23 protein-coding genes and 4 pseudogenes are annotated in these 24,840 nt (G+C 57.5%); 15 read left to right on the forward strand and 12 right to left on the reverse strand.

Features of this window, described 5'->3' with window-relative positions:
- Positions 1-469: 469 nt before the first annotated feature.
- The 9 genes from FGF54_RS25340 to istB all read left to right on the forward strand — a co-directional run bounded on the left by FGF54_RS25340 (position 470) and on the right by istB (position 11,321).
- Positions 470-922 carry an RNA polymerase sigma factor gene (locus FGF54_RS25340; protein WP_142781680.1) on the forward strand — a complete coding sequence of 151 codons (453 nt, stop codon included), beginning with the start codon at positions 470-472 and terminating at the stop codon, positions 920-922.
- Between the two features lie 34 nt (positions 923-956).
- A complete protein-coding gene (locus tag FGF54_RS25345; RefSeq protein ID WP_142781681.1) occupies positions 957-1,484 on the forward strand; it encodes an RNA polymerase sigma factor in 528 nt (175 codons plus the stop codon).
- 105 nt (positions 1,485-1,589) lie between these two features.
- Positions 1,590-2,522 carry a FecR family protein gene (locus tag FGF54_RS25350; RefSeq protein ID WP_168208259.1) on the forward strand — a complete coding sequence of 311 codons (933 nt, stop codon included), beginning with the start codon at positions 1,590-1,592 and terminating at the stop codon, positions 2,520-2,522.
- A 115-nt stretch (positions 2,523-2,637) separates the two neighbouring features.
- Positions 2,638-5,106 (forward strand): TonB-dependent receptor, encoded by a 2,469-nt coding sequence (locus FGF54_RS25355; protein ID WP_142781683.1) that lies wholly within the window; start codon positions 2,638-2,640, stop codon positions 5,104-5,106.
- A gap of 29 nt (positions 5,107-5,135) precedes the next feature.
- Complete coding sequence (locus FGF54_RS25360; protein WP_168208260.1) at positions 5,136-6,020, forward strand: ABC transporter substrate-binding protein; 885 nt, start codon at positions 5,136-5,138, stop codon at positions 6,018-6,020.
- Positions 6,021-6,048: 28 nt separating this feature from the next.
- Positions 6,049-8,010 (forward strand): Fe(3+)-hydroxamate ABC transporter permease FhuB, encoded by a 1,962-nt coding sequence (gene fhuB, locus FGF54_RS25365; RefSeq protein ID WP_142781685.1) that lies wholly within the window; start codon positions 6,049-6,051, stop codon positions 8,008-8,010.
- Positions 8,011-8,305: 295 nt separating this feature from the next.
- Positions 8,306-8,623, forward strand: coding sequence for a transposase (locus tag FGF54_RS25370; protein WP_142781686.1), 318 nt, complete (start codon positions 8,306-8,308; stop codon positions 8,621-8,623).
- Between the two features lie 420 nt (positions 8,624-9,043).
- Positions 9,044-10,576 (forward strand): IS21 family transposase, encoded by a 1,533-nt coding sequence (gene istA, locus FGF54_RS25380; protein ID WP_142781688.1) that lies wholly within the window; start codon positions 9,044-9,046, stop codon positions 10,574-10,576.
- Positions 10,566-11,321, forward strand: coding sequence for an IS21-like element helper ATPase IstB (gene istB, locus FGF54_RS25385; RefSeq protein WP_142781689.1), 756 nt, complete (start codon positions 10,566-10,568; stop codon positions 11,319-11,321). Before istA ends, istB begins: the two co-directional genes overlap by 11 nt.
- A gap of 295 nt (positions 11,322-11,616) precedes the next feature.
- Here istB and FGF54_RS25390 read toward each other — a convergent pair whose 3' ends face one another.
- The 7 genes and pseudogenes from FGF54_RS25390 to FGF54_RS25420 all read right to left on the reverse strand — a co-directional run bounded on the left by FGF54_RS25390 (position 11,617) and on the right by FGF54_RS25420 (position 17,466).
- Entirely contained in the window at positions 11,617-11,814 is a 198-nt protein-coding gene (locus FGF54_RS25390; protein WP_371734034.1) for a DUF2474 domain-containing protein, read from the reverse strand.
- Positions 11,760-12,767 (reverse strand): cytochrome d ubiquinol oxidase subunit II, encoded by a 1,008-nt coding sequence (gene cydB / locus FGF54_RS25395; protein ID WP_142781691.1) that lies wholly within the window; start codon positions 12,765-12,767, stop codon positions 11,760-11,762. Before cydB ends, FGF54_RS25390 begins: the two co-directional genes overlap by 55 nt.
- Before the next feature lie 12 nt (positions 12,768-12,779).
- Positions 12,780-14,192: a cytochrome ubiquinol oxidase subunit I gene (locus FGF54_RS25400; RefSeq protein WP_142781692.1), complete on the reverse strand. Its 1,413-nt coding sequence runs from the start codon at positions 14,190-14,192 to the stop codon at positions 12,780-12,782.
- Entirely contained in the window at positions 14,180-15,175 is a 996-nt protein-coding gene (locus tag FGF54_RS25405) for a carbon-nitrogen hydrolase family protein (protein ID WP_142781693.1), read from the reverse strand. Before FGF54_RS25405 ends, FGF54_RS25400 begins: the two co-directional genes overlap by 13 nt.
- 20 nt (positions 15,176-15,195) lie before the next feature.
- Positions 15,196-16,572 carry a PLP-dependent aminotransferase family protein gene (locus FGF54_RS25410; RefSeq protein ID WP_142781694.1) on the reverse strand — a complete coding sequence of 459 codons (1,377 nt, stop codon included), beginning with the start codon at positions 16,570-16,572 and terminating at the stop codon, positions 15,196-15,198.
- A 139-nt stretch (positions 16,573-16,711) separates the two neighbouring features.
- A pseudogene (locus FGF54_RS25415) lies at positions 16,712-17,029 on the reverse strand (amino acid transporter); the annotation flags it as partial.
- A gap of 173 nt (positions 17,030-17,202) precedes the next feature.
- Positions 17,203-17,466 carry a hypothetical protein gene (locus FGF54_RS25420; RefSeq protein WP_142781695.1) on the reverse strand — a complete coding sequence of 88 codons (264 nt, stop codon included), beginning with the start codon at positions 17,464-17,466 and terminating at the stop codon, positions 17,203-17,205.
- 219 nt (positions 17,467-17,685) lie between these two features.
- Here FGF54_RS25420 and FGF54_RS25425 point away from each other — a divergent pair.
- Positions 17,686-18,025: pseudogene (locus tag FGF54_RS25425) on the forward strand (DUF3470 domain-containing protein).
- Positions 18,012-18,542: a hypothetical protein gene (locus FGF54_RS27635; RefSeq protein WP_246667086.1), complete on the forward strand. Its 531-nt coding sequence runs from the start codon at positions 18,012-18,014 to the stop codon at positions 18,540-18,542. Before FGF54_RS25425 ends, FGF54_RS27635 begins: the two are co-directional and overlap by 14 nt.
- 178 nt (positions 18,543-18,720) lie before the next feature.
- On the opposite strand, the pseudogene FGF54_RS27640 reads toward FGF54_RS27635, so the two are convergent.
- The 5 genes and pseudogenes from FGF54_RS27640 to FGF54_RS25440 form a co-directional block, all read right to left on the reverse strand.
- Positions 18,721-19,029: pseudogene (locus FGF54_RS27640) on the reverse strand (aminotransferase class I/II-fold pyridoxal phosphate-dependent enzyme); the annotation flags it as partial.
- Positions 19,026-19,289, reverse strand: a pseudogene (locus FGF54_RS27645) (aminotransferase class I/II-fold pyridoxal phosphate-dependent enzyme); the annotation flags it as partial. The pseudogenes FGF54_RS27645 and FGF54_RS27640, both read right to left, overlap by 4 nt.
- Before the next feature lie 136 nt (positions 19,290-19,425).
- Positions 19,426-19,575: a hypothetical protein gene (locus tag FGF54_RS27650; RefSeq protein ID WP_246667069.1), complete on the reverse strand. Its 150-nt coding sequence runs from the start codon at positions 19,573-19,575 to the stop codon at positions 19,426-19,428.
- Positions 19,568-20,812 carry an aspartate aminotransferase family protein gene (locus FGF54_RS25435; RefSeq protein WP_142781696.1) on the reverse strand — a complete coding sequence of 415 codons (1,245 nt, stop codon included), beginning with the start codon at positions 20,810-20,812 and terminating at the stop codon, positions 19,568-19,570. The genes FGF54_RS27650 and FGF54_RS25435 overlap by 8 nt, the downstream gene beginning before the upstream one ends.
- Complete coding sequence (locus FGF54_RS25440) at positions 20,809-21,978, reverse strand: phosphoserine transaminase (protein ID WP_142781697.1); 1,170 nt, start codon at positions 21,976-21,978, stop codon at positions 20,809-20,811. Before FGF54_RS25440 ends, FGF54_RS25435 begins: the two co-directional genes overlap by 4 nt.
- Here FGF54_RS25440 and FGF54_RS27395 point away from each other — a divergent pair.
- The 4 genes from FGF54_RS27395 (at position 21,937) to FGF54_RS25455 (ending at position 24,832) form a co-directional block, all read left to right on the forward strand.
- On the forward strand, positions 21,937-22,161 hold the full coding sequence (locus tag FGF54_RS27395; protein WP_168208253.1) for a hypothetical protein: 225 nt from the start codon (positions 21,937-21,939) through the stop codon (positions 22,159-22,161). The two genes, FGF54_RS25440 and FGF54_RS27395, sit on opposite strands and share 42 nt — an antisense overlap.
- Positions 22,162-22,410: 249 nt before the next feature.
- Positions 22,411-22,986: a carboxymuconolactone decarboxylase family protein gene (locus FGF54_RS25445; RefSeq protein ID WP_142781698.1), complete on the forward strand. Its 576-nt coding sequence runs from the start codon at positions 22,411-22,413 to the stop codon at positions 22,984-22,986.
- Entirely contained in the window at positions 22,983-24,056 is a 1,074-nt protein-coding gene (locus FGF54_RS25450) for an acyl-CoA dehydrogenase family protein (RefSeq protein ID WP_142781699.1), read from the forward strand. The genes FGF54_RS25445 and FGF54_RS25450 overlap by 4 nt, the downstream gene beginning before the upstream one ends.
- The gene (locus FGF54_RS25455) at positions 24,053-24,832 is read left to right on the forward strand and encodes an ABC transporter ATP-binding protein (RefSeq protein WP_142781700.1); all 780 of its coding nucleotides are present in this window, start codon (positions 24,053-24,055) and stop codon (positions 24,830-24,832) included. Before FGF54_RS25450 ends, FGF54_RS25455 begins: the two co-directional genes overlap by 4 nt.
- The last annotated feature ends 8 nt before the right edge of the window (positions 24,833-24,840 follow it).

A 24,840-nucleotide genomic window follows, 5' to 3' on the forward strand; every position in this document is an offset into this window, starting at 1 on the left:
CCTTATCTGTCAATCATCCCGATGCTCACACAAGGGCAGCGTCTTCGAGTGGATTTCTTGGGTTGAACAACTGTAGTGCGAACATTTAGCTCATCGGTGTATAGACCGTGTCAGTCGAGCGCTTTCAGCGTTCAGGTTTTTCGCAAGCCTGTCTTAGCCGCGGCGTACATTGAGAAGTCTGCCGACGAAATCGGCAACATCATAGTGTAATCCGCGAGATCGCGTTCCAGACAAATGCGCTTGCACCGAACGCGAGATCAAAGCAGCTTGCGCTGGATTTCTGATGTTGAAACGCTTTGCTAAGATAGTCCGAGCCGATCATTTCAATTGGGTACCAGCAGAATTAAATATGATTATAAACTGAAGGTTTTATGTTGAACGATCGGGGTGTCTGAACTAAAGAGAAATTATAGTTTATTTTTCTATTGGTCAGCGCGTTATCGAGTGCGGTACTGACTGGATGCTTTTCATGCTGACGACACGCACAAAATGGCTGGCACAGCTTTTCGGATTATACCATCGTGATGCAGTCCGCTTTGCCACACGGATCCTAGGCGATCGAGATAATGGCGAGGAAGTCGTTCAGAATGCCTGGCTTAATCTGTGTGCGAGTCGATCCTCGAGCTCGATTTCGCACCCGAAAACCTATTTGTTCACGGCAACGAGAAACGCGGCAGTCGATTTTGCAGTGCAGCAGCAGAAAGAGCTGAACCGTCGTGTTGAGTGGGACGCACTGACAAAAGCCGACCTCGCAGACAATAGCGTTGCGATTTATGAACAGCGCCGTATGTTGGCCGTTCTTTCGATTTCGTTGAATGAATTGCCTACCTCGTGCCGTCAGGCCTTCATTCTGAACAAGTTTGAAGGGCTATCACATCCGGAAATAGCGAGACGACTTGGCATTTCGGTCAGCATGGTGTGATTGAAAAGAAGATGAAGCAGGCAGGCAGGCGCAAATGCCGGGGTATATAAGCAGTGAGGGAAGCGATCCTCCTCAGATTCTCGCGAAAGTTATAGAGCGCTGCTACGGCGAGCTGAAGAGCTATGCCCGCCTGAAGGTCGGCGATGATATGATCGCAGAGGAGCTCGTCCAGGAAGCCTGCTTGCGGCTGGTCACGACGGGCAAAGACGTTCCTTTCAACCCCCGAGCCTACCTTTATCGCATACTCTCGAACCTGGTTACGGATCATCACCGTCGCAGAGCGCGTTTCAATCGCAGTTTCGTACAGACGGATACATTCGATGCCGAAGACGAGCGGCCGGACATTGAGCGCGAACTCATCGCACGTCAACGGCTGGCTATTCTGGTGCAGGCAGTCTCAGAGCTTCCGCCCCGCTGCCGGAAATGTTTCGTTCTGCGTCGTTTCGACGGGCTTTCGCATACCGAGATTGCCGAGCGCATGAACATAACGCGCAGTGCCGTGGAGAAACATCTGGCGGCAGCAACGGTTCACTGCGCTCGGCGCCTGAAGGCCCATGAATAGTTTTGCGATCGTGCTGAGGTTTTTTTTGCTTCGAACGTCTTCAGTGGCGGGTGGTTGTAATGATCGACCCTTCCTTACCTCAGGGTATGGGGCAGGATGGTGCTCATGAAGAATGCAGGCGCTAACGATCCGCTTGAGGAAGCGGCAATGTGGTTTTTCCGACGGGACGGAGGTTCTTTGCCGTCCGCGGATGAGGCCCGATTTCGCATGTGGCTTGCCGCAGCGGAGGAAAACCGCGCGGCTTACGCCGAAATCTCCGGCACCTGGCAGGAACTTGCAAAAATCCCCGAACCTGCCTGTCCGCCAAAAAGTGTTTGGCGGCGCACCGCGATGCCCGTGGCGGCGGCTTTTGTGTGCCTCTGCATCCTTTCCGCCGGCAACTGGTACTTCGATCTCTCCACCCGGATCGGCGCCGATAGCTACACAGCGACTGGCGAATTGAAGTTGCTGGCGCTGCCGGATGGATCCACGGCCGAGATGAACAGCGACACGGCCATCACGCTGTCCTATTCCCCGAACGAGCGCCGTATCCGGCTCATAAAGGGGGAAGCCGTGTTTACGGTGAGCCCCGATGCGCAGCGGCCCTTCATCGTAGAGGCTCGTGGCGGCGAGGCCAAGGCGCTCGGAACGGTATATGGCGTGCGTGAAAACGCCGACGATGTAACGGTCACGGTCATCGAGAGCCATGTCGCGATTTCCGCAGCCTCGGGCAGCCCGTCCGTCCACCTTGGTGCAGACCAACGTGTTCACTACAGGGATGGCCAACTTGGCGTCATCGAAGCCGTCGATGCCGCATCCGAAACCGCCTGGAGACGGCGGAAGCTGATTTTCGTCGACAAGCCCCTCGGCGAGGTCGTCGATGAGCTGAATCGCTATCACAGCGGCGTCATCAGGATCGTCGACGGTTCGATACGGTCGCGGCGCATTAGCGGTGTCTTCGAGACAGGCGACATCGCCAAAGTCGTCGATGCACTGGAAAATTCCTTTGGATTTAGCGACACAAGGCTCGGCAACCTCGTCATTCTCATCCATCGGTAATTTTTCTGCCGATTTGTGGATTTTCTTACTCCGGTTTTTTCCACTGCGAGCGTCTTAACCCTCGAAAGCATTGTCATCCCAAAGCCGAGGTGACATTTGAAGACAGGGGGTCTTTATGAAGTCTCGATTGGCGGAGCCGCAGCCATCCACAAGAAATCTTTTCGCATTCCTGACCGCAACGGTCTCCGTCCTGGTTCTGGTTCCCACCGACGCGCGGGTGGCGTTTGCACAGGAGAGGACGGCAGCCGTCGGTTATTCAATTCCGGCGGGACCGCTGCCCCAGGCGCTGAACCGTTTCGCGGATGTTTCGGGTCTTCAGCTTGTCTACGACGCAGGGGCAACGCGAACCTTGCGCACGGCTGGTTTCAACGGAAAAGGCCCGGCATCTTCAGTTCTCGCGACGCTTCTGTCCGGCACTGGCCTTACCTGGCGCTTCACAAGCACGGATACCGTTACGATCACCAGTCCGGCAGCCCTTAGTGGATCGCTTCCCGCTGACGGCTCAACAGTCCTCGAAACCATAACCATCCAGGGTGAAGGCATAAACAACTGGAATGCGCCTCCGGAATATGCCGGCGGCCAGGTCGCGACAGGCGCGAAACTCGGCATCCTCGGCAATACCAGCATCATGGATACGCCGTTCAACGTCACCAGCTACACATCGAAAACGATCAAGGACCAGCAGGCCGTCACCGTCGCGGATGTTGTGGCGAACGATCCTTCCGTCCGGGTCTATACCAACGGTCTCGGTTCATCGGCCGGGGTTGGCGACTCTTTCGTCGTGCGTGGCTTCAGCGTCGGAAACTACAGCGTTTTGATCGACGGCTTCGGTGGGATCGCACCGGATCGTATCATTCCAGTCGAGACCATGGAAAGCGTGGAAATCCTGAAAGGTCCGAACGCACTTCTGAACGGGTACACCCAATACGGATCGCTCGGCGGCTCCATCAATGTCATCCCCAAACGCGCGACCGACGAGCCTGTTACGAGCGTCACCACGACGTATGCATCGGATAGTCAGTTCGGCACGCATCTCGATTACGGCCGTCGCTTCGGGAACGACAAGGAATGGGGCATCCGCGCAAATGGAATCTTTCGCGATGGCAACACTTCACTCGATGGCCAATCGGCCAGACTGGGTGTGGGAACGGTAGCACTCGACTATCGTGGTGACGATTTTCGCGCAAGCCTGGACGCCGGCCAAATCGATCAGAAAACCGATGTACCGACGGGATCAGCCGGCTTCGGCTTTGCCTCCGGCATCGCAATCCCGAAGGTCCCAGATCTCAGCAAGCAGATCTATCAGGACTGGGAATATGCCGGAACCAAAAGCGACTATGTTCTCGGCAAGTTCGAATACGATCTAAACCCGTCATGGACGATCTACGGCGGAGCAGGTTATCGGCGATATGATCAGGAGGCGCTCTCCTCCGATATCTATGTCACCGACACGGCAGGCAACGCCACGGCTACGGCCTATTACAGCCCGATACAGGAGGACGCTTTCTCGGCGCAGGCCGGAATACGGGGAGAGTTCGACACCGGTTCGATCAGCCACAAGGTCAATCTCAATACGTCTTACCTGTTCCAGACCATGAATCAGGAAAGCAATTACTACGGCTTCTATTCCTTTAGCACCAACATCTACAACGCCCCGACGATTTCACGCCCGTCGACTGCGGGTTTCAGCAGCAATCCTCCAAAATATTGGGACATCAACGCCCCCGCGATAACGCTGGCCGACACAATGTCGTTCTTCGATGACCGAGTCCTGTTCACTGCTGGCGCACGCTACCAGCAGATCAAGGTGGACGTGTTCGATCCCGATGGCAGCCTTTCCCAGGGCTACGACAAGAGCGCCCTGACCCCGGCGTTCGGTGTTGTCGTCAAACCGATCGAAAACCTCTCCCTTTATGCGAACTACATCGAAGGGCTGCAGCGCGGACCAGTTGCCTGGGCTGGCACATCGAATGCCGGGGAAATTTTCCCACCGATCATGACGGAGCAGATGGAAGCGGGCATCAAGTATGATTTCGGCACGTTCACGGCAACTGCCAGCGTCTTTCAGATCACCAAACCCGGTAGCATCCTAACCACTGACTCATCCGGTGCTTCGGTCTTCAGTGTCAACGGCGAGCAGCGCAATCGCGGCGTGGAGCTGAATGTTTTCGGCGAAGTCACCGCAAACCTGCGTGTTCTGGGCGGCGTCGCCTATACGCAAGGCACGCTTACCAAGACGGATGACGGGCTCTACAACGGCAACAGCGCCGTTGGTGTGCCGCGTTGGCAGGGCAATATCGGCATCGAATGGGACCCTCAAGCCATCGAAGGGCTGACACTGTCCGGGCGCATCATTGCCACCGGATCCCAGTATGTCGATCAGGCCAATACCCAGAAACTGCCCGGCTGGACCCGCTTCGACATCGGCGCGCAGTACAAGACCAGCACCTTCGGCAATCCGCTGACCCTGCGTGCCTCGGTCGAGAATGTCACCAACAAGAACTACTGGGCAGGCGTATCCGACGGATGGGTAACGATGGGCACGCCACGCACGTTCAAGATTTCCGCCACCGTGGACTTCTGATCGTGCGATCTCGCCCCGAAGCAATCGGGATGAAGCGTCGACAATTGTTGAGGGTCGCCATCACTGGCACCCTCTCCACGACGCCAGTGTTACGCAGTGCAAGGGCCAGCAAACCCTCTCCAAATCCACTTGTCGTTCTGGATTTCTCTCACGCACAATCGATTCTGGCGATCGGCGTCGAGAATTTCGGCATGGCAGAGCCCTGGCGATACATGCGCTCCGTTGAAGAACCCCGGCTGCAGAAGACCGTTTTCGACATCGGTACGCTTTCGGAACCAAATCTTGAACTTCTGGCCGAAATCAAGCCGCGGACCATCATCCATTCGCACGAATGGCCGACGAACACGGCACAGCTCGAACGCATCGCCCCTTTACGGGAAATATCGATCTATACGGGCGAGCCCGGGCCTCTTGGAAGGGCCCGGCAGGCGCTCGTTCAAATCGCACAGCTTGCCGGCAAGGAGCCGGACGCTTCGGAATATCTCGCCCGTTTCGATAGCCGGATGGAAACGTACCGCTCCCGCCTGACGCACATTGCCGGCACACGAGCCATGCTTCTCTGGGCAGCGACACCGCGTGACTTCTGGACGCTTGGCAGCGCCAGCCTTCTCCACGAGGTCATGGAATATCTGGGCTTCGACAACGCCATCCGCGAAACCGGCGACATCTGGGGATGGCTGCCGGTCTCCACGCGCGCTTTGGTAGATCTGGACAGCACGCTGGTTGTTCATTTCGGACCTGTTCCATCAATCCTCGCCGACAATCCCTTCTGGCAAAACCTCGATTTCGTTCGACAGGAAAGACTGGTCGTCCTGCCCCGCAGTTGGTTGTTCGGGGGGCTGCCCGAAGCTGAGCGGATCGCGCGGCTTCTTACCCGGACGATGGAGGGAGCAGATCATCACTCTTTCAACTAACATGAAAAACGAGCAATCCCTTTTCTTCATGCCAGCATTGCTGCTTCTGCTTCTGCTGATCGCTACCTTGCTCAGCCTCCGTCAGGTTTGGCAGGATGTGCCGCCAGTTCACTGGTGGCAAGCCATGGTGAACCCCGATTTCAGCGACCACGGCCAGATGCTGGTGCATTTCGTGACCTTGCCACGGATATCCGCCAGCCTGCTGGCTGGCGCGGCACTCGCCCTTTCCGGCGTGCTTTTCCAACAGGTGCTGCGCAATCCCCTGGCGGAGGCCTCCACCGTTGGAGTGTCAGGCGGTGCGGATCTTGCGCTGAAGGCGTCGATCCTTCTCGCGCCGTCATGGGCGCTGTCACCGACGCCTGTCGCCTGTCTCGGTGCCGCAATTGCCGTGCTGACGACCCTGGGGCTGGCTGCCCGCACCCTTGCCTCGCCGCTGACACTGATCCTCGCGGGTCTCATCGTCGGGCTGCTTTGCGGCGTCATGGGCTCCGTTCTCGCGCTCTTCTTCCACGAGGAATTGCGGAGCGTCTTTCTCTGGAACGCGGGTTCACTGGTCAATCTCGGCTGGGATGCTTCCGGTTCCATGGCTCCCGTGCTGATAGCGTGCTGGCTCTGCGCTCTCCTCCTTGTGCGGCCGCTTGGCCTGCTCGATCTCGACGATGGCAGCGTACGTAGCCTGGGTGTGCCGGTTGCCGTTGTGCGCCTTTCCGGACTGCTATTTGCCGTCATTCTATCCGCCGGCACCATCGCTACGGTCGGCACGATCGGATTTGTCGGCATTGCCGCTCCACTCATCGCCCGGATGTCAGGCATCCGCACCTTCGCGGGCCGTGTTCTCGTCGCTCCGCTATCCGGCGCCATTCTCCTCTGGCTGTCGGACCAGATCGCGCAGGTCAATCCCCTGTCGGGTGGAGAGCTGCCAGCTGGCGTCCTGACAGCCGTTCTGGGTGGACCGCTGCTGCTCTGGATGCTGTCGCGCTTCAGGGCATCTCATCTCGGTCACGACACCGTCCATACCGCGTTGGCGGCTCGCGCGCGCCGTTCGACCAGTACGACCATCGCCATCGCTCTCCTGTTGCTGGGTGTCTTCTCCTGGACCGCTCTATCCTTCGGACGAAGCCTCGACGGATGGCACTGGTACGGTCTGTTAGTAAACAACCCCGCCTTCGAATGGCGCTGGCCGCGCGTTGCAGCGGCGGCCTTGGCAGGTGCCATGCTGGCCGCGGCAGGCACGATCATCCAGAAAGTCACCGGCAACGCTATGGCCAGCCCGGAAATTCTAGGCATCAGTTCAGGGGCGGCCTGCGGCGTCGCCATTCTCTTCCTGTTCGATACAGGAGCCGGTCAAGTCGCGAAAATCGCCGCCGCCAGCGGTGGAGCGATCCTTGTGATGATGCTGATGTTCGCGATGATCAGAAGCCGGTCGGGGTCTCCGGAGCGCATGCTGTTAACGGGTGTCGCGCTGACGACTGTGCTTGGCGCGCTCCTGGCCGCCATCACCGCGCGCTTCGATCCGCGGATCACAGGCCTGCTCGTCTGGCTTGCAGGTTCGACCTATTCCGTGACGGCCTCGCAAATCGGTGCCATCGCCCTCATCGCGCTCACCGTTGCAGCAACCCTTCCCCTGACCATGCGGTGGCTGGCAATATTACCGTTGGGAGAGGAGACGGCCCGTGCAGTCGGCATCGACGTCGGTCGCAGCCGCAAGCTATTGCTCCTCGTCGCATCCTTGCTGACCGGTGCGGCCGTTCTGACGATCGGACCTTTGAGCTTTGTCGGACTGATCGCACCGCATCTTGCCCGTATCTCCGGTTTCCGGTCACCAGCCACACAGATTTCAATCTCTGCCGTATCCGGCGCAATCATCATGGTCGCAGCCGACTGGCTTGGCCGCAACGTCCTGTTTCCGAGCCAGATACCCGCCGGCATGCTCGCAGCCCTTGTAGGAGCGCCCTATTTCATATGGCTGATGTGGAGGCGAACGACTTGACGACAGGACCAGCTTTTCGTCTCGAAGACGTGACGTTCCGGGTTCCCAGACGCGACATTCTCTCCTCCTTTACCATAGAGCTTCCCTGGGATGGAAAGCAGAATGGCGCCCTTCTGTGGGCTGAAATCAGACAGCGGGACTTTGATGACAGCAGGACAACCCTTTATCGGTGGCTCGCCGCAAGGCGGCAGAAGCCCACGATTGGTTCAGCTGCGCCTCAACGTCGACCGCCGTCACGTCGCGTTTGCGCCTGGCTCCTGGGTGAAGAGCCGAGCCCACTTGATGAAAGCACCCGATGCTTCCTCTATCGTCTGTTCAAGAATGCACCGGGCTCCCGGTCGCAGGTGAATTGGCGCGATGGTCTGCTGCGCTCATCCGCGGCGATCACGAGAAGGCCCTCGACCAGTGGATCGACGATGCCGCCGGCACCGAACTGGATGCTCTGGCCAAAAGCATCAGACGCCATATTGATGCTGTGAGAGCAGCTATCACTCATCCCTGGTGCACCAGTCCGGTCGGAGGTCGCATCAACCGGCTCAAGACGCTGAAAAGACAAATGTACGGACGGGTCGGATATGAACTCTTGGGGAGCCGTCTGCTGGCGGCCGCCTGAACGCTGACAGCCAAGTGGCCAGGACCGCAAACTTTGTTCGGCACCAATTTGGGGAAGATTCCTAGATTGCCGCTATGCAGATGCCCCTGAAACGCCGGCAATGCCCTCCAGCACTAGCCATGAGAGGCGATAACCACCGTCTGAGTAGGGGTATCAAATGAGGATGCAATGGCTATTGGCAAAAGCGCCGGGATTTCAAGCGCTACCCGGAGCGGATCTCAGCGCGATCTTCAACTTTACCTTCCTGTGGAGCCTGTTAGAAGGCCAGGTCATCGGCAATTTCGCACGCGCCGATCTAGGCCGTGAGTGTTGGTTTCCGCGCAGAACTGAGCCGGTTAGGCGCATAATTTCCATTGAGAATTGAGCCATGTGAACCTTCCCCCCAACGCGGAGAGCGACGGGGGCAACGGAGTGATCTACATGGGACTTTTAAATATCATCCGTCGGATGGCATTGCGCGAGAAGCAGTCGATCCGCGAGATCAGCCGGCGCACTGGGTTGTCGCGGAACACGATCGCAAAGTATCTGAACGCGGGCACGATCGAACCGACATTCACGGTACCGGAACGGCCGAGCAAGCTTGATCCTTTTGCCGACAAGCTGGCGGCCTGGCTGAAGACAGAGGCCGGGAAGTCGCGCAAGCAGCGACGAACACTGAAGCAGGTTCATGCCGATCTGATGGTTCTCGGCTTTACCGGTTCCTATGGCCGGGTTGCCGCCTTCGCCCGTGATTGGCGAGCGGACCGGCAACGTGAGCAGCAGACGACGGGCCGCGGCATATTCGTTCCGCTGTCTTTCCGCCCAGGCGAAGCATTCCAATTCGATTGGAGTGAGGACTATGCCGTCATTGGCGGCGAGCGCACGAAGCTGCAGGTCGCGCATATCAAGCTATCGCACAGTCGCGCATTTTTGGTCAGGGCGTATCTGCTGCAAACACACGAGATGCTGTTTGACGCCCATTGGCACGGCTTCCGTGTGTTCGGCGGCGTCCCTGCTCGCGGCATCTACGATAACATGAAGACGGCGGTCGATCGCGTCGGCCGGGGCAAGGAGCGACAGGTCAACATCCGGTTCCTTGCGATGACAAACCACTACGTCTTTGCACCAGAGTTCTGCAATCCTGCTGCGGGCTGGGAGAAAGGGCAGGTCGAGAAAAACGTTCAGGATTCTCGTCCACGCCTGTGGCAACAGATGCCCGACTTCCCGGATTTGGCAACGTTGAACCTCTGGCTGGAGCAGCACTGCCAGAACCTGTGGCAGGAGACACCGCACGGGAGCCTGCCCGGTTCGATCGCCGATGTTTGGGATGATGAACGGCCTGCTTTGATGGCATTGCCCCCCATGTTTGACGGTTTCGTCGAGCAGAGCAAACGCGTCTCGCCGACATGCCTGATCACCTTCGAGCGTAATCGTTACAGCGTGCCTGCATCATTTGCGAACCGGCCCGTCAGCCTGCGGATTTATCCTGAGCGGCTGGTCGTTGCAGCCGAAGGGAATATCCTCTGCGAACATCCGCGGATCATAGAGCGCAGTCACGACAAACCACCGCGAACGATTTATGATTGGCGGCATTACCTTGCCGTTATCCAACGCAAGCCTGGTGCCCTGCGCAATGGTGCTCCCTTCCTGGAATTGCCGCTGGCCTTTCTACAGTTGCAGGACCAGATGCTTCGCCGTCCCGCTGGCGATCGTGAGATGGCCGATATCCTCGCTCTGGTGCTTCATCACGACGAACAGGTTGTCGTCAGGGCTGTGGAACTGGCTCTGGATCAAGGCGTGCCAACCAAAACGCATGTGCTGAACCTGCTGCATCGTCTGATCGATGGCAAAACGACCGACGGCCCCGACATCGACACGCCGCAGGCGCTGACCTTGGTGCGTGAACCCAAGGCCAACGTCGAACGTTACGATGGCCTGCGTGTCCGGATCGTGGGAGGTCGTCATGCGTCATGATCCTGCCAGCGCCGCCGTCGTCATCATGCTGCGTAGCCTGAAGATGTATGGCATGGCCCAAGCGGTCACCGACCTGATCGAGCAAGGAGCACCAGCCTTCGATGCGGCCGTGCCGATCCTGTCTCAGTTGCTGAAAGCCGAGATGGCTGAGCGCGAGGTCCGGTCCATTGCCTATCATATGAAGGCAGCCCGCTTCCCTGCCTACAAGGACATCTCCGGATACGACTTCGCCGCCAGCGAAATCAACGAGGCGACGGTGCGCCAGTTGCATCGATGCGAGTTCATGGACGGAGCGCAGAACATTGTCCTCGTCGGTGGGCCGGGTACAGGCAAAACACACGTCGCGACCGCTCTCGGCGTTCAGGCTATCGAGCATCACCGCCGAAAAGTGCGCTTCTTCTCAACCATCGAACTGGTCAATGCGCTCGAGCAGGAGAAGGCAAAAGGCAAGGCAGGCCAGATCGCTGAGACGCTGGTTCGTCTCGATCTGCTGATCCTCGATGAGCTCGGGTACCTTCCGTTCAGTGCCTCAGGCGGAGCGCTGCTCTTCCACCTGCTGAGCAAGCTCTACGAGCGCACCAGCGTCATCATAACCACCAACCTCAGCTTCAGCGAATGGGCCACGGTCTTCGGCGACGCCAAGATGACGACGGCTCTGCTGGGCCGACTGACCCACCGTTGTCACATCCTCGAAACCGGAAACGACAGCTTTCGATTCAAAGCCAGCTCGGCTGCAGCCGCATAGAAGAGAGGAGAAAAGGCTAATCCCTTGACCAAAGCCTGATCAGAAAACCATACTTAGAGGTGGCTCACTTCTCGGTGGAAAAACCGGCTCGGTTCTGCGCGGAAACCAACACCCTCATGCGGTCTTCATACGAATACATGAACTATGTCCTGTTAGTCCAACAATTCGTCCGCACCTCCAGTTGGGGATTATTGCTCCGGTACTGACACCGCCCTCAACCGGAACCGACTCCAAGTCTCTGCGCAAATCCTCCATCTCCCTGGTCTTCCGGAAGGGATAGGAAGCAAATGCCGGTTCATGCAGTCATGCCGGCCAGTCTCATCAAACCGCGGAACAGCATTGCCATAATCGCCAGCGCGCCAACGCTGGCAATCCAGATCAGGGCGAGCCAACCGAACCGCCTCAGCCAGATTCCACGCTTTGTAGGAGTTTTCGGCATCAGTGATACCCCTCGCCAGACTTCACCTTGCCGCGAAAGACATAATAGGACCATGCGGTGTAGGCGAGTATGAAGGGTATGATGAACAGTGCTCCGACAAGCGTAAAGCCCATGCTCTGCGGCGGCGCAGCTGCCTGCCAGATCGAAATCGATGGCGGAATGATTTTCGGCCAGATGCTGATTGTCAAACCGGTGTAACCCAGAAACAGAAGCAGGAGCGAGAACAGAAATGGCGCCGCGTTGCCATTTCCACTCAACGTTTTCAGAAGCCCCCAGGTAGCGAGCACAAGCAGCAAGGGAACAGGCGCGAAGAAGAATAGATTCGGCAAAGAGAACCAGCGGCCTGCGATGTCTGCATGCGTGAGTGGCGTCCAGATGCTGACGATGGCAATAACAAGCAGTAAGGCAAAGGTGACCGGACGGCCGAGTTCACGCATCCGCCGCTGCAACCCGTCTTCAGTCTTCATGACCAGCCACGTCGCACCAAGGAGTGAATAGGCAAACAGGAGGCCGAAGCCGGTAAACAGGCTGAATGGAGTCAACCAGTCAAACAGCCGCCCGGCATAGGAGCCATCCTTGACTTCGAAACCGTTTATGAATGCACCAAGGGCAACGCCTTGCGAGAAGGTGGCGATATAGGAGCCCCATGCAAAAGCCTTGTCCCAGAATGGCTTGTGAGTCTCATCTGCCTTAAAGCGGAACTCGAAGGCAACACCACGCCAAATCAGGCCCGCCAGCATAAGGACAAGCGGAAAATAAAGTGCACTCAAGATCACGGCATAGGCTTGCGGAAAAGCGGCAAGAAGGGCCGCGCCGCCAAGCACCAGCCAAGTCTCGTTGCCATCCCATACGGGTGCTACACTGTTGACCATCGTGTCCCGCTCTTCGCGGTCATGCACGAATGGAAACAGGATGCCGATGCCAAGATCGAAACCATCCATGATGACATACATCATTAGTCCGAAGCCGATGATGATGGCCCATATGAGGGGAAGATCGATACCCATAGCTTTTCTTCCTCAGCGTTGCGCGGGGTCGATGTCGTCGGGTGCGGCCGACAACGGGCGAGCTGGCCGTGGAGACTGGCCCGGATTATGAGGGGTATCGTCGTGGCTTTTATCCGGCCCCCTGGCGACCAGTTTCAGCATGTAACTGATGCCCGTGCCGAAGACAGCGAAATACATGACGATGAAGACAATCAACGTGGTTGAGAGCGCAATCGCCGAATGATTCGATACAGCATGCTCGGTGCGCATCACGCCATAGACCACCCATGGCTGGCGACCGATCTCGGTCGTGTACCAGCCTGCGAGGATAGCGATCAGGCCGGACGGCCCCATCCATGTCGCAAAGCGCAAAAACCAACGCTGCGCGAAGAATTTGCCCCGCCAGCGCAGCCACACACTCCACAGGCCGAGAAACAGCATGAGTATACCGAGGCCAACCATTATGCGGAACGACCAGAAGACCAAAAGCGAGTTCGGACGATCTTCGGGCGCATATTCGCTAAGGCCCGGAAACTGTCCGTCAAGGCTATGCGTAAGGATGATGCTGCCGAGACGGGGAATTTCGATCGCGTAGCGCGTCTCCTCAGCCTGCATGTCGGGGATGCCGAACAGAATGAGAGGAACTCCCGCACGCGGTTCGTTGTGCCAGTGCCCTTCCATAGCTGCAATCTTTGCTGGCTGATGTTTAAGCGTATTCAGGCCATGCGCGTCTCCGATAGCGATCTGCAAGGGTGCGACGATCAGAATCATCCACATCGCCATGGAAAACATTTTTCGAACGCGCGGATTGTTATCGCCGTGCAAGAGATGCCAGGCGCCGGAAGCACCTACGAACAGCGCCGTCGCTAGGAATGCAGCGACCGTCATATGTGCCAGCCGGTAAGGGAATGACGGGTTGAAGATCACTTTGAGCCAATCTACAGGAACCACCACACCATTGATGATCTCGTAACCTTGAGGCGTCTGCATCCAGCTATTCGAAGCCAGAATCCAGGTCGCCGAGATCAATGTGCCGATTGCCACCATTATGGTCGCAAAGAAATGCAGGCCCGGCCCGACCTTGTTCCAGCCGAACAGCATGACACCGAGGAACCCCGCTTCGAGAAAGAAGGCGGTCAGCACCTCATAGGCGAGCAGCGGCCCGGTGATCGAACCGGCAAAAGCCGAGAAATAACTCCAGTTGGTGCCGAACTGATAGGCCATGACCAATCCGGAAACGACGCCCATAGCGAAGTTCACCGCAAAGATCTTAGACCAAAAATGATAGAGATCCCGATACGTCGTGTCCTTCATCCACAGCCAAAAGCCTTCAAGCACAGCAAGATAACTCGCTAGGCCAATAGTGATGGCCGGGAAGATGATATGGAAGGAGACGGTGAAGCCGAATTGGATTCGAGCCAGTTCAAGTGCGGTCAGGCCGAACATGGCGAACCCTCCTGCTGTTGAGATTGATCGATTGTGTCTGAAACTGGAAGCGGAGCCTTATCGAACGCCACGGCGGTTTTGGGGCGGGTATCCACCGAAAGACGGAAGATGTCCGGTCTCGCATAATGTCCTGCAACATCGAGATCGTATTTACCACGGACGATGATGCGGCGATCGATCTCGGCAATTTTGATTGTCTCACCAGTAAAATCCGGTTCAACCAGGACATTGCCAAGTGGGTCCACAATACACGAACCGCCGCGGATGAGCACTGTACTCGGATGATTGCCCTGGAATGGCGCATAATCTGCAGGTCCATCGCCGCGTGTGAAATACTGGCATGCAGAGATTACAAAACAGCGTCCTTCCAGCGCGATTGTGCGCATCGTCGGGAGCCACGCGTCGCGATCATCGACGGTGGGCGCACAATAGAGTTCGACGCCTTGTGCGTACATGGCCGCACGCAGGAGCGGCATATAGTTTTCCCAACAGATGACGCTGCCGATCTTGCCGATCGGCGTCTCGACAACGCCAATGGTCGATCCATCGCCAAAACCCCAGACGAGACGCTCCAGCGCCGTCGGCATCAGTTTGCGGTGCTTATAGAGAAGCTTACCCGAAGGTGCGTAGGTCAGCGTCGAACAGTAGAGTGTACCGCCGTCTCGCTCAATGATGCCGACAACCAGATGAACCCCATTATCACGTGCAATATCCCCCATACGGCTCGCTTCAGGCCCGGGCAGATCGATGGCGCTTTCGAAATAACGGCGAAAATCCTCACGGCCCTCTGGACTGCGCGTCCCCAGCCGCGCCCCAAAGTCGAGTCCCTTGGGATAGCCGCCAACAAAAGCCTCTGGAAAGACAACGAGGTTAGCCCCCTGCCCCGCCGCATCTCTGGTAAGCGCGGTAAGCTTGCCAAGTGTTCTTGGGGTGTCAAACAGGACGGGAGCGGCCTGAACGACTGCGGCCTTGATGATGCTCATTGGAAGATCCTTCAAAAAAATTACACTACAGCCCTCGCACCGAGCGAGGGTTGCGAAATAAGACTGGCGAGTTGGTTCAATCCGTCCTCAAGATCTCCCCGGTCGGGAGCGACGCCAAGAGAAATCCGGACCGCTTCGATGGGATGAGGGACAGTTGCAAAGGCCGTGCTCGGTACGATCGAGACGCCAGCGCGATCGGCATGCTCGGCAAAATCGGCAGCGCGCCAGTGGTCTGGCAGCCGCATCCAAAGATGATGTCCATTAGGATCAGCAGCAAAACCGACGTCTCCGAGGATCGACGTCGCAAGCATTTGCCGCCCGGCGTTTTCCGCGCGGATCGATTTCGCGATCTCATCGAGGGTGCCGTCCACAATCCAACGGCTCACCAGCGCCGACATCAGGGGCGGCGCCATCAGAATGGTAGACCGCAGGATACCGGCAAGCAGCAAAGCCTTGCTGCTGCTGGGTGCAACAACATAGGCAACCCGCAATGCTGGGGTGGCACACTTCGAGAGAGTCGCGATGTGCCAAGTGATGTCACTGGCAAGTTCCGCGAAGGAGACCAACCGATCCGGTCGTAGCGGCGCATAGGGATCGTCCTCGATAATCGCTACTCCATGCTTGCGGGCAATGGTCACCAAGGCCCGCCGGCAGTCCTCGGGCATGGTGGCGGTGGTGGGATTGTCGATACTTGGAATGACATAAAGAGCTTTCGGAGCGCGGTCACGACAGGCCTTATCGAAAGAATCAGGGATGATGCCTTTGTCGTCCATGTCGAGTGCGGCAATCTGAAGTCCCTTCTGTATAGCGACAGCCTTCAAACCGGGGTAGGTCATTGAGCCAGCGGCAATCGTATCGCCGCGATTAAGAAAAAGATCGCAAACGGCAAACAATGCGCTCTGCGCTCCTCCCGTCACGACGATCCGGTCGGCAGCAACACCTTGCATACGTTGTCCAAGCCAGCGTGCGGCCGCCTGCCGGTCCGGCTCCGCGCCCGTATTCTCCTGATAATGCAGATTGAGCAAACCCCGTGGACTATTCAGAACAGCAGCTATGCCCTGCGGAAAAATCCTGCGAAAATCTACCGCCGATGGCTGCGAGGGGATGTTCATGCTGAGATCAATGAGGGGACGGGCAACTTCGCCAACCTCACCCTCCAGCGCTTCACTGATGAAAGTTCCCCGCCCGGCCTGGGCCTGCACCAGACCCCGCCGACCGGCTTCATTAAAGGCCCGCGTCACCGTGGTCAGATCAACCCCAAGCGCTTCGGCGATCGCACGCTGAGGCGGTAACCGGTCGCCGCGGGCGACGCGACCCGACCGGATATCGGCCTCCAACGCGTCAACAATGCCCAGATATTTCATCCGGGCGTTCTCGAGCAGCCTAGGCTTCCACATTACGCCCCCTCAAAATTGTATGCGTAGAAAACATACTATCTTTGTATCATGTATGGATTGTGAAATAAAGAAGATGTTTCACTTCTTTCTGAGCGAAGGGCTCGCCAATGCGGGCCATGGCCACAAATGTGTTGGTAAAGAGCGTCGGCAAGTTCAGGGCAAGAAGCGTGACGATCAGCCCCAAAGTCGGAATCCATACTGCCAACTCAGGGAACCAGAACGAAATGTATCCCGAAACGGCAACTACACCGGCAACGCCAGTCACAATCCAGCAAAATCAGTATGTCCAACCGGTGAAGAATTGTGCACAAGGCCCGATATAATCACCGGCAAAATCTGCAAAGCTACGATATTAGAGATTAGAGAGCAGGATTTCGCCGAGTGCGCGCATTAAGAAGAACAGCATGAAGCCGATAATGGCATACACTAGCAGGATGGATGGGCCGGCAAATGAAATTGTCTTGCCCTAGCCCATGAAAAGGCCGGGCCCGATGGTGCCACCTATGGTTATGAGTTGCAGATGACGGTTTGACACATTACGCGCGAGATGCGGTGAATCCGGGGCTCGCTTATGAGAAGTGGGGCGCGTGGGTGCGTTCATCGGGACGTCGCGATCCTTTGTCTGCAGCTTTATCGAGCGTTCTCTGACTCACGGCGCGTATCGACCGCCGCAAAGGCGGCAATGTCAACGATACCACGGGCCGCGTCAGACGCGGTGAGAACATCAGCAGGACAGATGAGCCGAGAAGGATAAGCAAGAGCGAAATCCCCGTGGCTTCTCAAGGTCTTTGTGGGCTGAATCTCAAGTTTCACTAGCTTTGGAAACTGCTGGTAAAATAGCGCGGTGTCGCCAAGATCCGAAAGCTGGGACCCAGCTGAGGCATCTTGGTTCATTACCTCTACTCCTGCAATGCGATTCTCTGGGTTCAACGCGTCAAGCCAAGTCCATATGCATGCCTCTTTAGCATACATTTGTATTATAATGTATGGCCATTTATCGGAAGGGCAGATTGCGTCTGTTTCGATAGTTGTGAAGGTGAGTTTACGACAGCGGGCTTTACCGAAAGGCGGGTTAGATTCAACGCTGAGAGCAAAAAATCTCAGGAGACTTCATTGCCATATGAGGTCACAGAGAAGTGCATCCGCTGCAATACATGGACTACGTGAATGTTTGTCCCGTCGATCGTTTTACGAAGGCAAGAAAATGCTCGTCATCCATCCTGACGAATGCATCGACTGCGGAGTTTGCGAACCGGAATCTCCCGCCGAAACGGTTCTTTCCGAAAGTTATCCCAGCAGCGACGAATGGGTCGCACTCAACGCCCGCTACGCAGCGATATGGCCAAACATTTCGATAGCGAAAGCGCCAGCAGTCGACGCCGCGTCGTTTGACGGCGTGCCTGACAAATTGAAAAGCCACTTCTCGGAGAAGCCTAGAGATGGAGACGTCTGATATCGGGATAGAAATGCATCTGATAGGGTTTCAGGCGCGCCCGCACTATACGCTGGAAGTGACCGGCGAGACATTGCCGAAGTCGAGATCGCCATGTCCGAAATCCCTCCAGGGACGCCGATCAACATCGCCTTCCTTGGACCAGCGCATCAATGCTGCGCATGTCATTCGCCGCTGCGGCTTCGAGCCCGTACCGATAATTTCTTCCCGCCGCCTGCGATCCTTCGACGATCTGGACACCCTGCTTCAATCGCTGATCGATGAGGCAGCCCCGTCTCGTTTTCTGTTCGTCGGAGGAGATCCCGCCGCCCCGGCAGGTCCGTTTGCAGATACACTGGCCCTTCTTCGCAGTGGGGTCGTGGAGCGCTACGGTATTCGCAGCATCGGCATCGTGGGCTATCCCGACGGCCAACCCGAAGATTGCCACGGACTGCCTCTGGCGATCCCTGAAATGGAAATACTGCTTCCTTCGCGACCTGGGCTGCGATGTCGAGATCACCACACAGTTCGGCTTTAATGCGGATGCAGTCGCGCGCTGGATCGCGCAACTGCGCTCCGAGGGCATTGAAGCCACTGTTCTTATCGGCATGCCCTGCCCCACCGATGTCGGAAAACTCCTTCGATATGCGAAACAGTCCGGCGATGTTGATGCGCCAGTCTTCTACCGCATAGATCGCCTGTTCACGGCGCAAGGACATCACTTCCTCAGGCGAGAGGGCCAGGAACGAGAAAATGCCGGATCCATCTTCGAGATAATCGAAGCTCCGCGTGCCGCTGGCCTCTCGTAGCGCAGCGGCGAGTTCACGCCGCCTGGAGACGATAGAGAGCCGCACTTCCTCCTGTTCCAGGTGCCATATTTTCGCAAGAGCGTCGTTTTCGAGAATTGTCCGGACGATCGCGCTGCCATGGTCGGGCGGCATCGAATAAAGAGGCCGGGCGACAGCGCCATATGCTCTCCTGCGATCGCGGCTGCCTTCGCGTTCTCCGTCATCACCAGCGCGCATCCCGTGCGGTCGGAATAAAGACCGAAATTCTTCGAGCAGGAAAACGCGACAAGCAATTCCGGGACTTGGCGCATCAGCTCACGGACACCCGCAACGTCTTCCTCCAGCCCTCGGCCGAACCCCTGATAGGCGAGATCGACAAGCGGAACGATCCCGCGCTCGTTCATCAGGAGCGCAATATCCGTCCCGGAGGGATTGTGGCAACATCCGTGCAAGAGGACCACATCGCCGGCGGGAATCCCTTTAACCGCAGACAGCATGTCATCGACGCGGAGCGCCGAGCTCAGCCGATCATAATAGGGTTATGTTGCTGTCTTCAGCCCGGCATCGGCAAATATGGTCTGGTGGTTCTATGTTGGTTTCCATACGGAACTGAGCCTTATCTGCCTAACCGGCTCAGTTCTGCGTGGAAACCAACATTTTGCCGTTCGCGTCACGATAGACGCCAATCCCCAGGTCGATCTTCTGCGGCCGGGGATCGGACCGGACAGCGCCGCCGAGCGCCAGAATGGGGTCCACTAGCGGAGTGGGTAGTGTCTCAAACATGTCCGTTGCCCTCTACCGAAGTATTCCGGTCTGTACGCGTTAGCGATCGCCCGACTTTTTGAAGCCGAGCCAGTCCTTCATCGATTTCCGCTTCCGACAGAACCAGCGGTGGCAGGAGCCGCAACACGTTGTCTCCCGCGATCACGGACAAAAGTCCGTTCGCCCGCGCCGCCGTCACAACGAGTTCGACCGGAACCGCGCAACGCAAACCGAGCAGAAAGCCTTCACCACGCACCTCGGTAAAAACATCGCCATAAGCTGCGGCCAGCTTTTCGAGGCCTGCGAACAACCGCGCACTCCTGCGGCGAACATCTTCAAGGAACGCTTCATCCGCGATGATCTCGATCACTTTGTGCGCAATCGCCATGGCCAGCGGATTGCCCCCGAACGTGCTTCCGTGGGTGCCCGGCGTCATGCCTGCCGCAGTTTTTTCGCTGGCAAGGCAAGCTGCAACCGGAAAGCCGTTCCCCAGACCCTTCGCAGCAGCAAGGATGTCCGGCGCGATGCCGCTGTCCTGATAGGCGAACAGATGTCCTGTGCGGCCTACCCCGGTCTGGACTTCATCGAAAATCAGGAGCGCGCCAATGCGATCGCACAAATCACGAATACGGGCAATATCCTGCGCGCTCAGCTTGCGGATACCGCTTTCGCCCTGGATCGGCTCCAGCAGCACCGCCGCCGTTTCATGCCCACAGGCTGCTTCAAACGCGTCGAAATCACCGAAGGGTATGACATCGAAGCCCGGCGACGGGGGACCGAAACCTTCAAGATATTTCTCACGCCCGCCCGCCGCGATCGTAGCCAGCGTCCGACCATGGAATGCCCCTTCAAAGGTCAAGATCCGATAGCGTTCGGGTTGGCCGGAAACGAACTGATAGCGCCGCGCCGTCTTGATCGCCGTTTCGATCGCCTCAGCCCCGGAATTGTTGAAGAACACCCGATCCGCAAACGTCCTCTGACACAGAAGGCGTGCAAGCGCCTCCTGTTCGGGAATGCGGAATGCGTTCGAGACATGCCAGAGTTTACCGCCCTGCCGGTTCAGTTCATCCAGGATAATTGGATGAGAATGGCCCAGCCCGGTGACCGCGATCCCTGTAGCGAAGTCCAGATAACGAACACCATCGTTTCCAGTCAACCAGGCACCCTCACCATGGGTGAAGGCAAGATCGGCGCGCCGGAAACATGCGAAGAGATGATCGGAGCTGTCGATATCGCCGGCAGGCGCTGGAACCGTCATGCGAGCACCGCCTTTCTAGCTTCGTGATAGGCCCAGTTCAGCCAGTCGAGCGCCAGCGCCAGATCGGCGGTCTCTACGGTCGCCCCACCCCAAAAGCGAAAGCCGGGCGGTGCTGTGCGATAGGCACCGACATCCAGCGCGACCTTTTCCTCCGCAAGCCGTGCAGCAACTGCGCTGGCGACCTCCGCTTGTAACTCCGGATTGCTCGCCAGCTTCGGATCGACGATCTTCAGGCAGATCGAGGTTTCGGAACGGATATCTTCGCGGTCAGCAAGAAAGTCGCACCATTCCGTCCGGCTCACCCACTCGGCCGCGCTCTTGTAATTCGCCTGGCAACGCGTTTTCAAGGCAGGCAGACCGCCAATATCACGCGCCCAGATCAGGCCGTCGATCGCATCTTCGACCGCCAGCAGCGATGGCGTGTTAATGGTTTCTCCAACGAACAGCCCTTCACTGACCAGACCCTTGGCGACCATGCGATAGAGCTTCGGCATGGGCCATGGTGGAACATGATCGGTTAGCCGCTCGATCGCACGTGGGCTCAGCACAATCATGCCGTGCGCGCCTTCTCCACCAAGCACCTTCTGCCACGACCATGTTGTTACATCGAGCTTTGACCAGGGCAGATCCATGGCGAATGCTGCCGACGTCGCATCACAGATCGTCAGGCCGGCCCGATCATCCGCGATCCAGTTACCGTTCGGCACACGAACACCCGATGTCGTGCCATTCCAGGTAAAGACAATATCGCGAGCGGGATCGGCCTGGGACAAATCAGGGAGCTGGCCATAGGCCGCCTCAAACACGCGCCGGTCTTCAAGCTCCAGCTCCTGCACGATGTCATTCACCCAATCACTGCCAAAACTCTCCCAGGCGAAAACATCGACTCCTTGCGGACCAAGCAGCCCCCATAGTGCCATTTCCACCGCACCGGTGTCCGAACCCGGAACGATTCCGATACGATAATTATCAGGAATACTCAGTATCTCCCGCGTCAAGTCTATGACCTGCCTGAGTTTGGCCTTTCCCTCCTTTGAACGATGTGAGCGTCCCAGGACAGCTCCCTCAAGGGCTTGCAATGACCATCCGGGGCGCTTCTGGCATGGGCCTGACGAAAAATTTGGATGGATGGTTTTCGCGGCCGGTCGCGGCGCTTCGGCGGACATGATGGGACCTTTCGTTTGAAAAACGACAAAACCGAATTTATGTATGGCTTTAATGCATACATTAAGCAAGGAAAAAATCTAACCGCCCTTGAAAAGAGAGACAATGATCTCTCCATGGAAGCCAAATTTAGTCGCGAGTATCATCCAGATTTTTATCCAAGCCAGCCGCGAAAGCAGCAGTAACGCGCACCAATGGTGCTGACTGATAAAAATAATCATTTTATATCAATAGAATAAATAAGGACACACCGCATACGTTCCGAACGTCATGGATTGCACGCGAGCATTTTGCGCGGGTCTTCCAGGGAATAAAATTTTAATATGCCTCATTAAATCAGAATGGCATGTCTGTAAAATCGGAATACTTGAAGGCTTATTATTTAGAAGAATTGTATGGTATAACAACATACACCAAATGCGGAGCTTAGTGCCATGGCAAGATTCACCCTTAGAACAATCGGCAACGCGCCTGACGAGGCGAAGCCACGTCTCGAGGCGGCTGAGAAGAACAACGGGTTTCTTCCGAATCTGGTTCGACTGTTGGCCAACGCGCCAGTTGCGCTTGAAACCTATCAGACGGTATCGGCGATCAACGGTCGGGCGTCGTTGGGTCTTGCCGAGCGCGAGGCTGTGCAGATTACCGCCGCGGTAACACATGGCTGCGGGTTTTGCGTTGCGGGCCATTCCGCTATCGCAGACAAGAAGGCAAAACTTGACAAAACCGTCATCGATGCGCTGCGTGACAAGACGAGCGTTCCAGACGCGAAACTTGATGCCGTTGCACGGTTTACCGAAGCGGTCATCGCATCGCGCGGCAGCGTCAGCGATGAGGAGCTTGCCGCCTTCAAGGCAGCAGGGTTCGATGATCAGGCCGCACTCGAGGTGGTCCTTGGGGTTAGCCTCGCAACGCTGTGCAATTTCGCTAACAATCTCGGTCAGCCGGAATTAAACCCTCAACTTGCTGTTTACGAGTGGAAAGGGGCGGAAACATCCGCCACTGAGCAATGAGCTCCGTTCTTCCGCAGGATCTGACAGAGTGGCTGTCGGCATCCGCCGACGGGATTGATTTCGGTGAGATTTCGGCCGAGGTCATTCTCCCCCGCCTGGCGCGAGCCGGACTGCCCGGAATCGGCGTGCCTGAAAAAATTGGCGGATCGGGAGGAGATATTGTCCGCTCGGTACATGCGGTGGCAGCGGTTGCAGAGCAATCACTTGCGGCCGCTTTCATGCTCTGGGGACATCGTTGCTTCATCGAATTTCTTCTTAAAAGCGCCAACGCATCTTTGCGAAAAAAGCTGTTACCAGATCTTCTGGCCGGCCGGGTCGCCGGCGCATCCGCTCTGTCAAACGTGATGAAGTTTCTTGCCGGTCTCGAGCCACTTCAGGTAACCGCTCGCAGTGAAGGCGGCGACCTCACCATCGACGGCAAGCTCCCCTGGGTGACCAATCTACGCCAGAAGGGTTTCAACGTCGCCGCAGCGGCTGACCGGACGGAGGGCGGGCCTGCCCTGATTGTTTCTCTCGCCCATGACGATGAGGGCCTGACACGCACGCGCGACCTTGAATTGATGGGCATGCGCTCCTCCGATACTGCGGCGGTGACATTGTCGGGCGTCCGTATTCCGCGTGAACGGATTATCGCAGAAAACGCGCAGGAATGGTTGCCAGGCGTTCGGCCCGCCTTCATAGGCCTACAATGTGGCATGGCGATCGGCCTTGCCCGCCGGTCCTTGACCGAGGCCATCACTTTCGGCGGGGCGGGGCGCGATATTCTTTCCCCTTCCCTCGCAGAAACGGATGTACGGCTTCGCGAGATCGAGGCTCAGCTTTTCGCAGGCCTGCGCAGCGACGCTTTTGTAACGAGGCCCGTTCCACTCTTTGAGCTGCGGATCGAGTTGGCGGAGGTCGTTGCCGACGCCGTCGCGCTGGAGCTTCAGGCGGCAGGCGGGCGTTGCTATCTGCAAGAGCCAGGCCGCGCCTTTGCACGACGCTGGCGAGAGTCCGCCTTCATACCCCTCATCACTCCGAGCCTCGTGCAACTGCGTACGGTGCTGGCGTCAGCAAAGAAGGCAGCATGAGCGAGGACAGACAACAGACTGTGCTCGCAGCGCGCCAGGTCGCGCTGCGCTATGCCGGCGCGGAGCGGCCCGTCCTGGCAAATTTCAGCATAGATATCGCGCCCGGAGAAATCGTCTCCGTTCTCGGCTCAAGTGGCATCGGTAAGTCGAGCCTGCTGCGGGTTCTGGCGGGTCTGCATCGTCCCGACGCCGGTGTCGTGGAGGTGGATGGTGTTCTGCTTGAGGATGTCCATCCTCGTCTCGCCATCGCCTTCCAGAATCCAGGACTTCTACCCTGGCTGGATCTGGAGGGCAACGTTGCCTTCGGTCTGGATTTCAGGCGCCAGCCGCACCTGTCCGCCAGTGAGCGTGAGAAGCGGGTAGACAACGCAATACGCGAGGTAGGCCTTAACCACGCCCGCCGCCTTCGCCCAGCCGCTCTTTCCGGCGGCATGGCGCAGCGGGCTGCACTGGCGCGTTGTCTTGCCCGCCAGCCGCAGGTTTTGCTGTTGGACGAACCCTTCGGCGCACTCGACGAGGTAACGCGTACCGAAATGCAGCAACTAATGGTTCAGGTGGTTACCGACTACCGCACCGCCGCTGTTCTGGTGACCCACGATATCGACGAAGCGCTTCTTGTATCGGACCGGGTGCTGCTTCTCGGAGGTACACCGGCCGGCAACATCGGGGAATGGCGGATAAATCTTCCGCGTCCACGCGAAGACTACGTGGCCGAACTCGGCCAGATCCGCATCGAGATTGTCAGTACATTGCGCAAAGCGATCCGAAATACATAAAGGAGTTT

The organism is Agrobacterium sp. T29 (genome assembly GCF_006970545.1).
Classification (GTDB): Bacteria; Pseudomonadota; Alphaproteobacteria; order Rhizobiales; family Rhizobiaceae; genus Agrobacterium; species Agrobacterium leguminum.

Bases quoted from the DNA above. Each gene is read 5' to 3' on its own strand.
- FGF54_RS25340 (WP_142781680.1), top strand. From the start codon at position 470: ATGCTGACGACACGCACAAAATGGCTGGCACAGCTTTTCGGATTATAC.
- FGF54_RS25345 (WP_142781681.1), top strand. From the start codon at position 957: ATGCCGGGGTATATAAGCAGTGAGGGAAGCGATCCTCCTCAGATTCTC.
- FGF54_RS25350 (WP_168208259.1), top strand. From the start codon at position 1,590: ATGAAGAATGCAGGCGCTAACGATCCGCTTGAGGAAGCGGCAATGTGG.
- FGF54_RS25355 (WP_142781683.1), top strand. From the start codon at position 2,638: ATGAAGTCTCGATTGGCGGAGCCGCAGCCATCCACAAGAAATCTTTTC.
- FGF54_RS25360 (WP_168208260.1), top strand. From the start codon at position 5,136: ATGAAGCGTCGACAATTGTTGAGGGTCGCCATCACTGGCACCCTCTCC.
- fhuB (WP_142781685.1), top strand. From the start codon at position 6,049: ATGCCAGCATTGCTGCTTCTGCTTCTGCTGATCGCTACCTTGCTCAGC.
- FGF54_RS25370 (WP_142781686.1), top strand. From the start codon at position 8,306: ATGCTTCCTCTATCGTCTGTTCAAGAATGCACCGGGCTCCCGGTCGCA.
- istA (WP_142781688.1), top strand. From the start codon at position 9,044: ATGGGACTTTTAAATATCATCCGTCGGATGGCATTGCGCGAGAAGCAG.
- istB (WP_142781689.1), top strand. From the start codon at position 10,566: ATGCGTCATGATCCTGCCAGCGCCGCCGTCGTCATCATGCTGCGTAGC.
- FGF54_RS25390 (WP_371734034.1), bottom strand. From the start codon at position 11,814: ATGGTCCTATTATGTCTTTCGCGGCAAGGTGAAGTCTGGCGAGGGGTA.
- cydB (WP_142781691.1), bottom strand. From the start codon at position 12,767: ATGGGTATCGATCTTCCCCTCATATGGGCCATCATCATCGGCTTCGGA.
- FGF54_RS25400 (WP_142781692.1), bottom strand. From the start codon at position 14,192: ATGTTCGGCCTGACCGCACTTGAACTGGCTCGAATCCAATTCGGCTTC.
- FGF54_RS25405 (WP_142781693.1), bottom strand. From the start codon at position 15,175: ATGAGCATCATCAAGGCCGCAGTCGTTCAGGCCGCTCCCGTCCTGTTT.
- FGF54_RS25410 (WP_142781694.1), bottom strand. From the start codon at position 16,572: ATGTGGAAGCCTAGGCTGCTCGAGAACGCCCGGATGAAATATCTGGGC.
- FGF54_RS25420 (WP_142781695.1), bottom strand. From the start codon at position 17,466: ATGAACCAAGATGCCTCAGCTGGGTCCCAGCTTTCGGATCTTGGCGAC.
- FGF54_RS27635 (WP_246667086.1), top strand. From the start codon at position 18,012: ATGGAGACGTCTGATATCGGGATAGAAATGCATCTGATAGGGTTTCAG.
- FGF54_RS27650 (WP_246667069.1), bottom strand. From the start codon at position 19,575: ATGTTTGAGACACTACCCACTCCGCTAGTGGACCCCATTCTGGCGCTC.
- FGF54_RS25435 (WP_142781696.1), bottom strand. From the start codon at position 20,812: ATGACGGTTCCAGCGCCTGCCGGCGATATCGACAGCTCCGATCATCTC.
- FGF54_RS27395 (WP_168208253.1), top strand. From the start codon at position 21,937: ATGGATGGTTTTCGCGGCCGGTCGCGGCGCTTCGGCGGACATGATGGG.
- FGF54_RS25440 (WP_142781697.1), bottom strand. From the start codon at position 21,978: ATGTCCGCCGAAGCGCCGCGACCGGCCGCGAAAACCATCCATCCAAAT.
- FGF54_RS25445 (WP_142781698.1), top strand. From the start codon at position 22,411: ATGGCAAGATTCACCCTTAGAACAATCGGCAACGCGCCTGACGAGGCG.
- FGF54_RS25450 (WP_142781699.1), top strand. From the start codon at position 22,983: ATGAGCTCCGTTCTTCCGCAGGATCTGACAGAGTGGCTGTCGGCATCC.
- FGF54_RS25455 (WP_142781700.1), top strand. From the start codon at position 24,053: ATGAGCGAGGACAGACAACAGACTGTGCTCGCAGCGCGCCAGGTCGCG.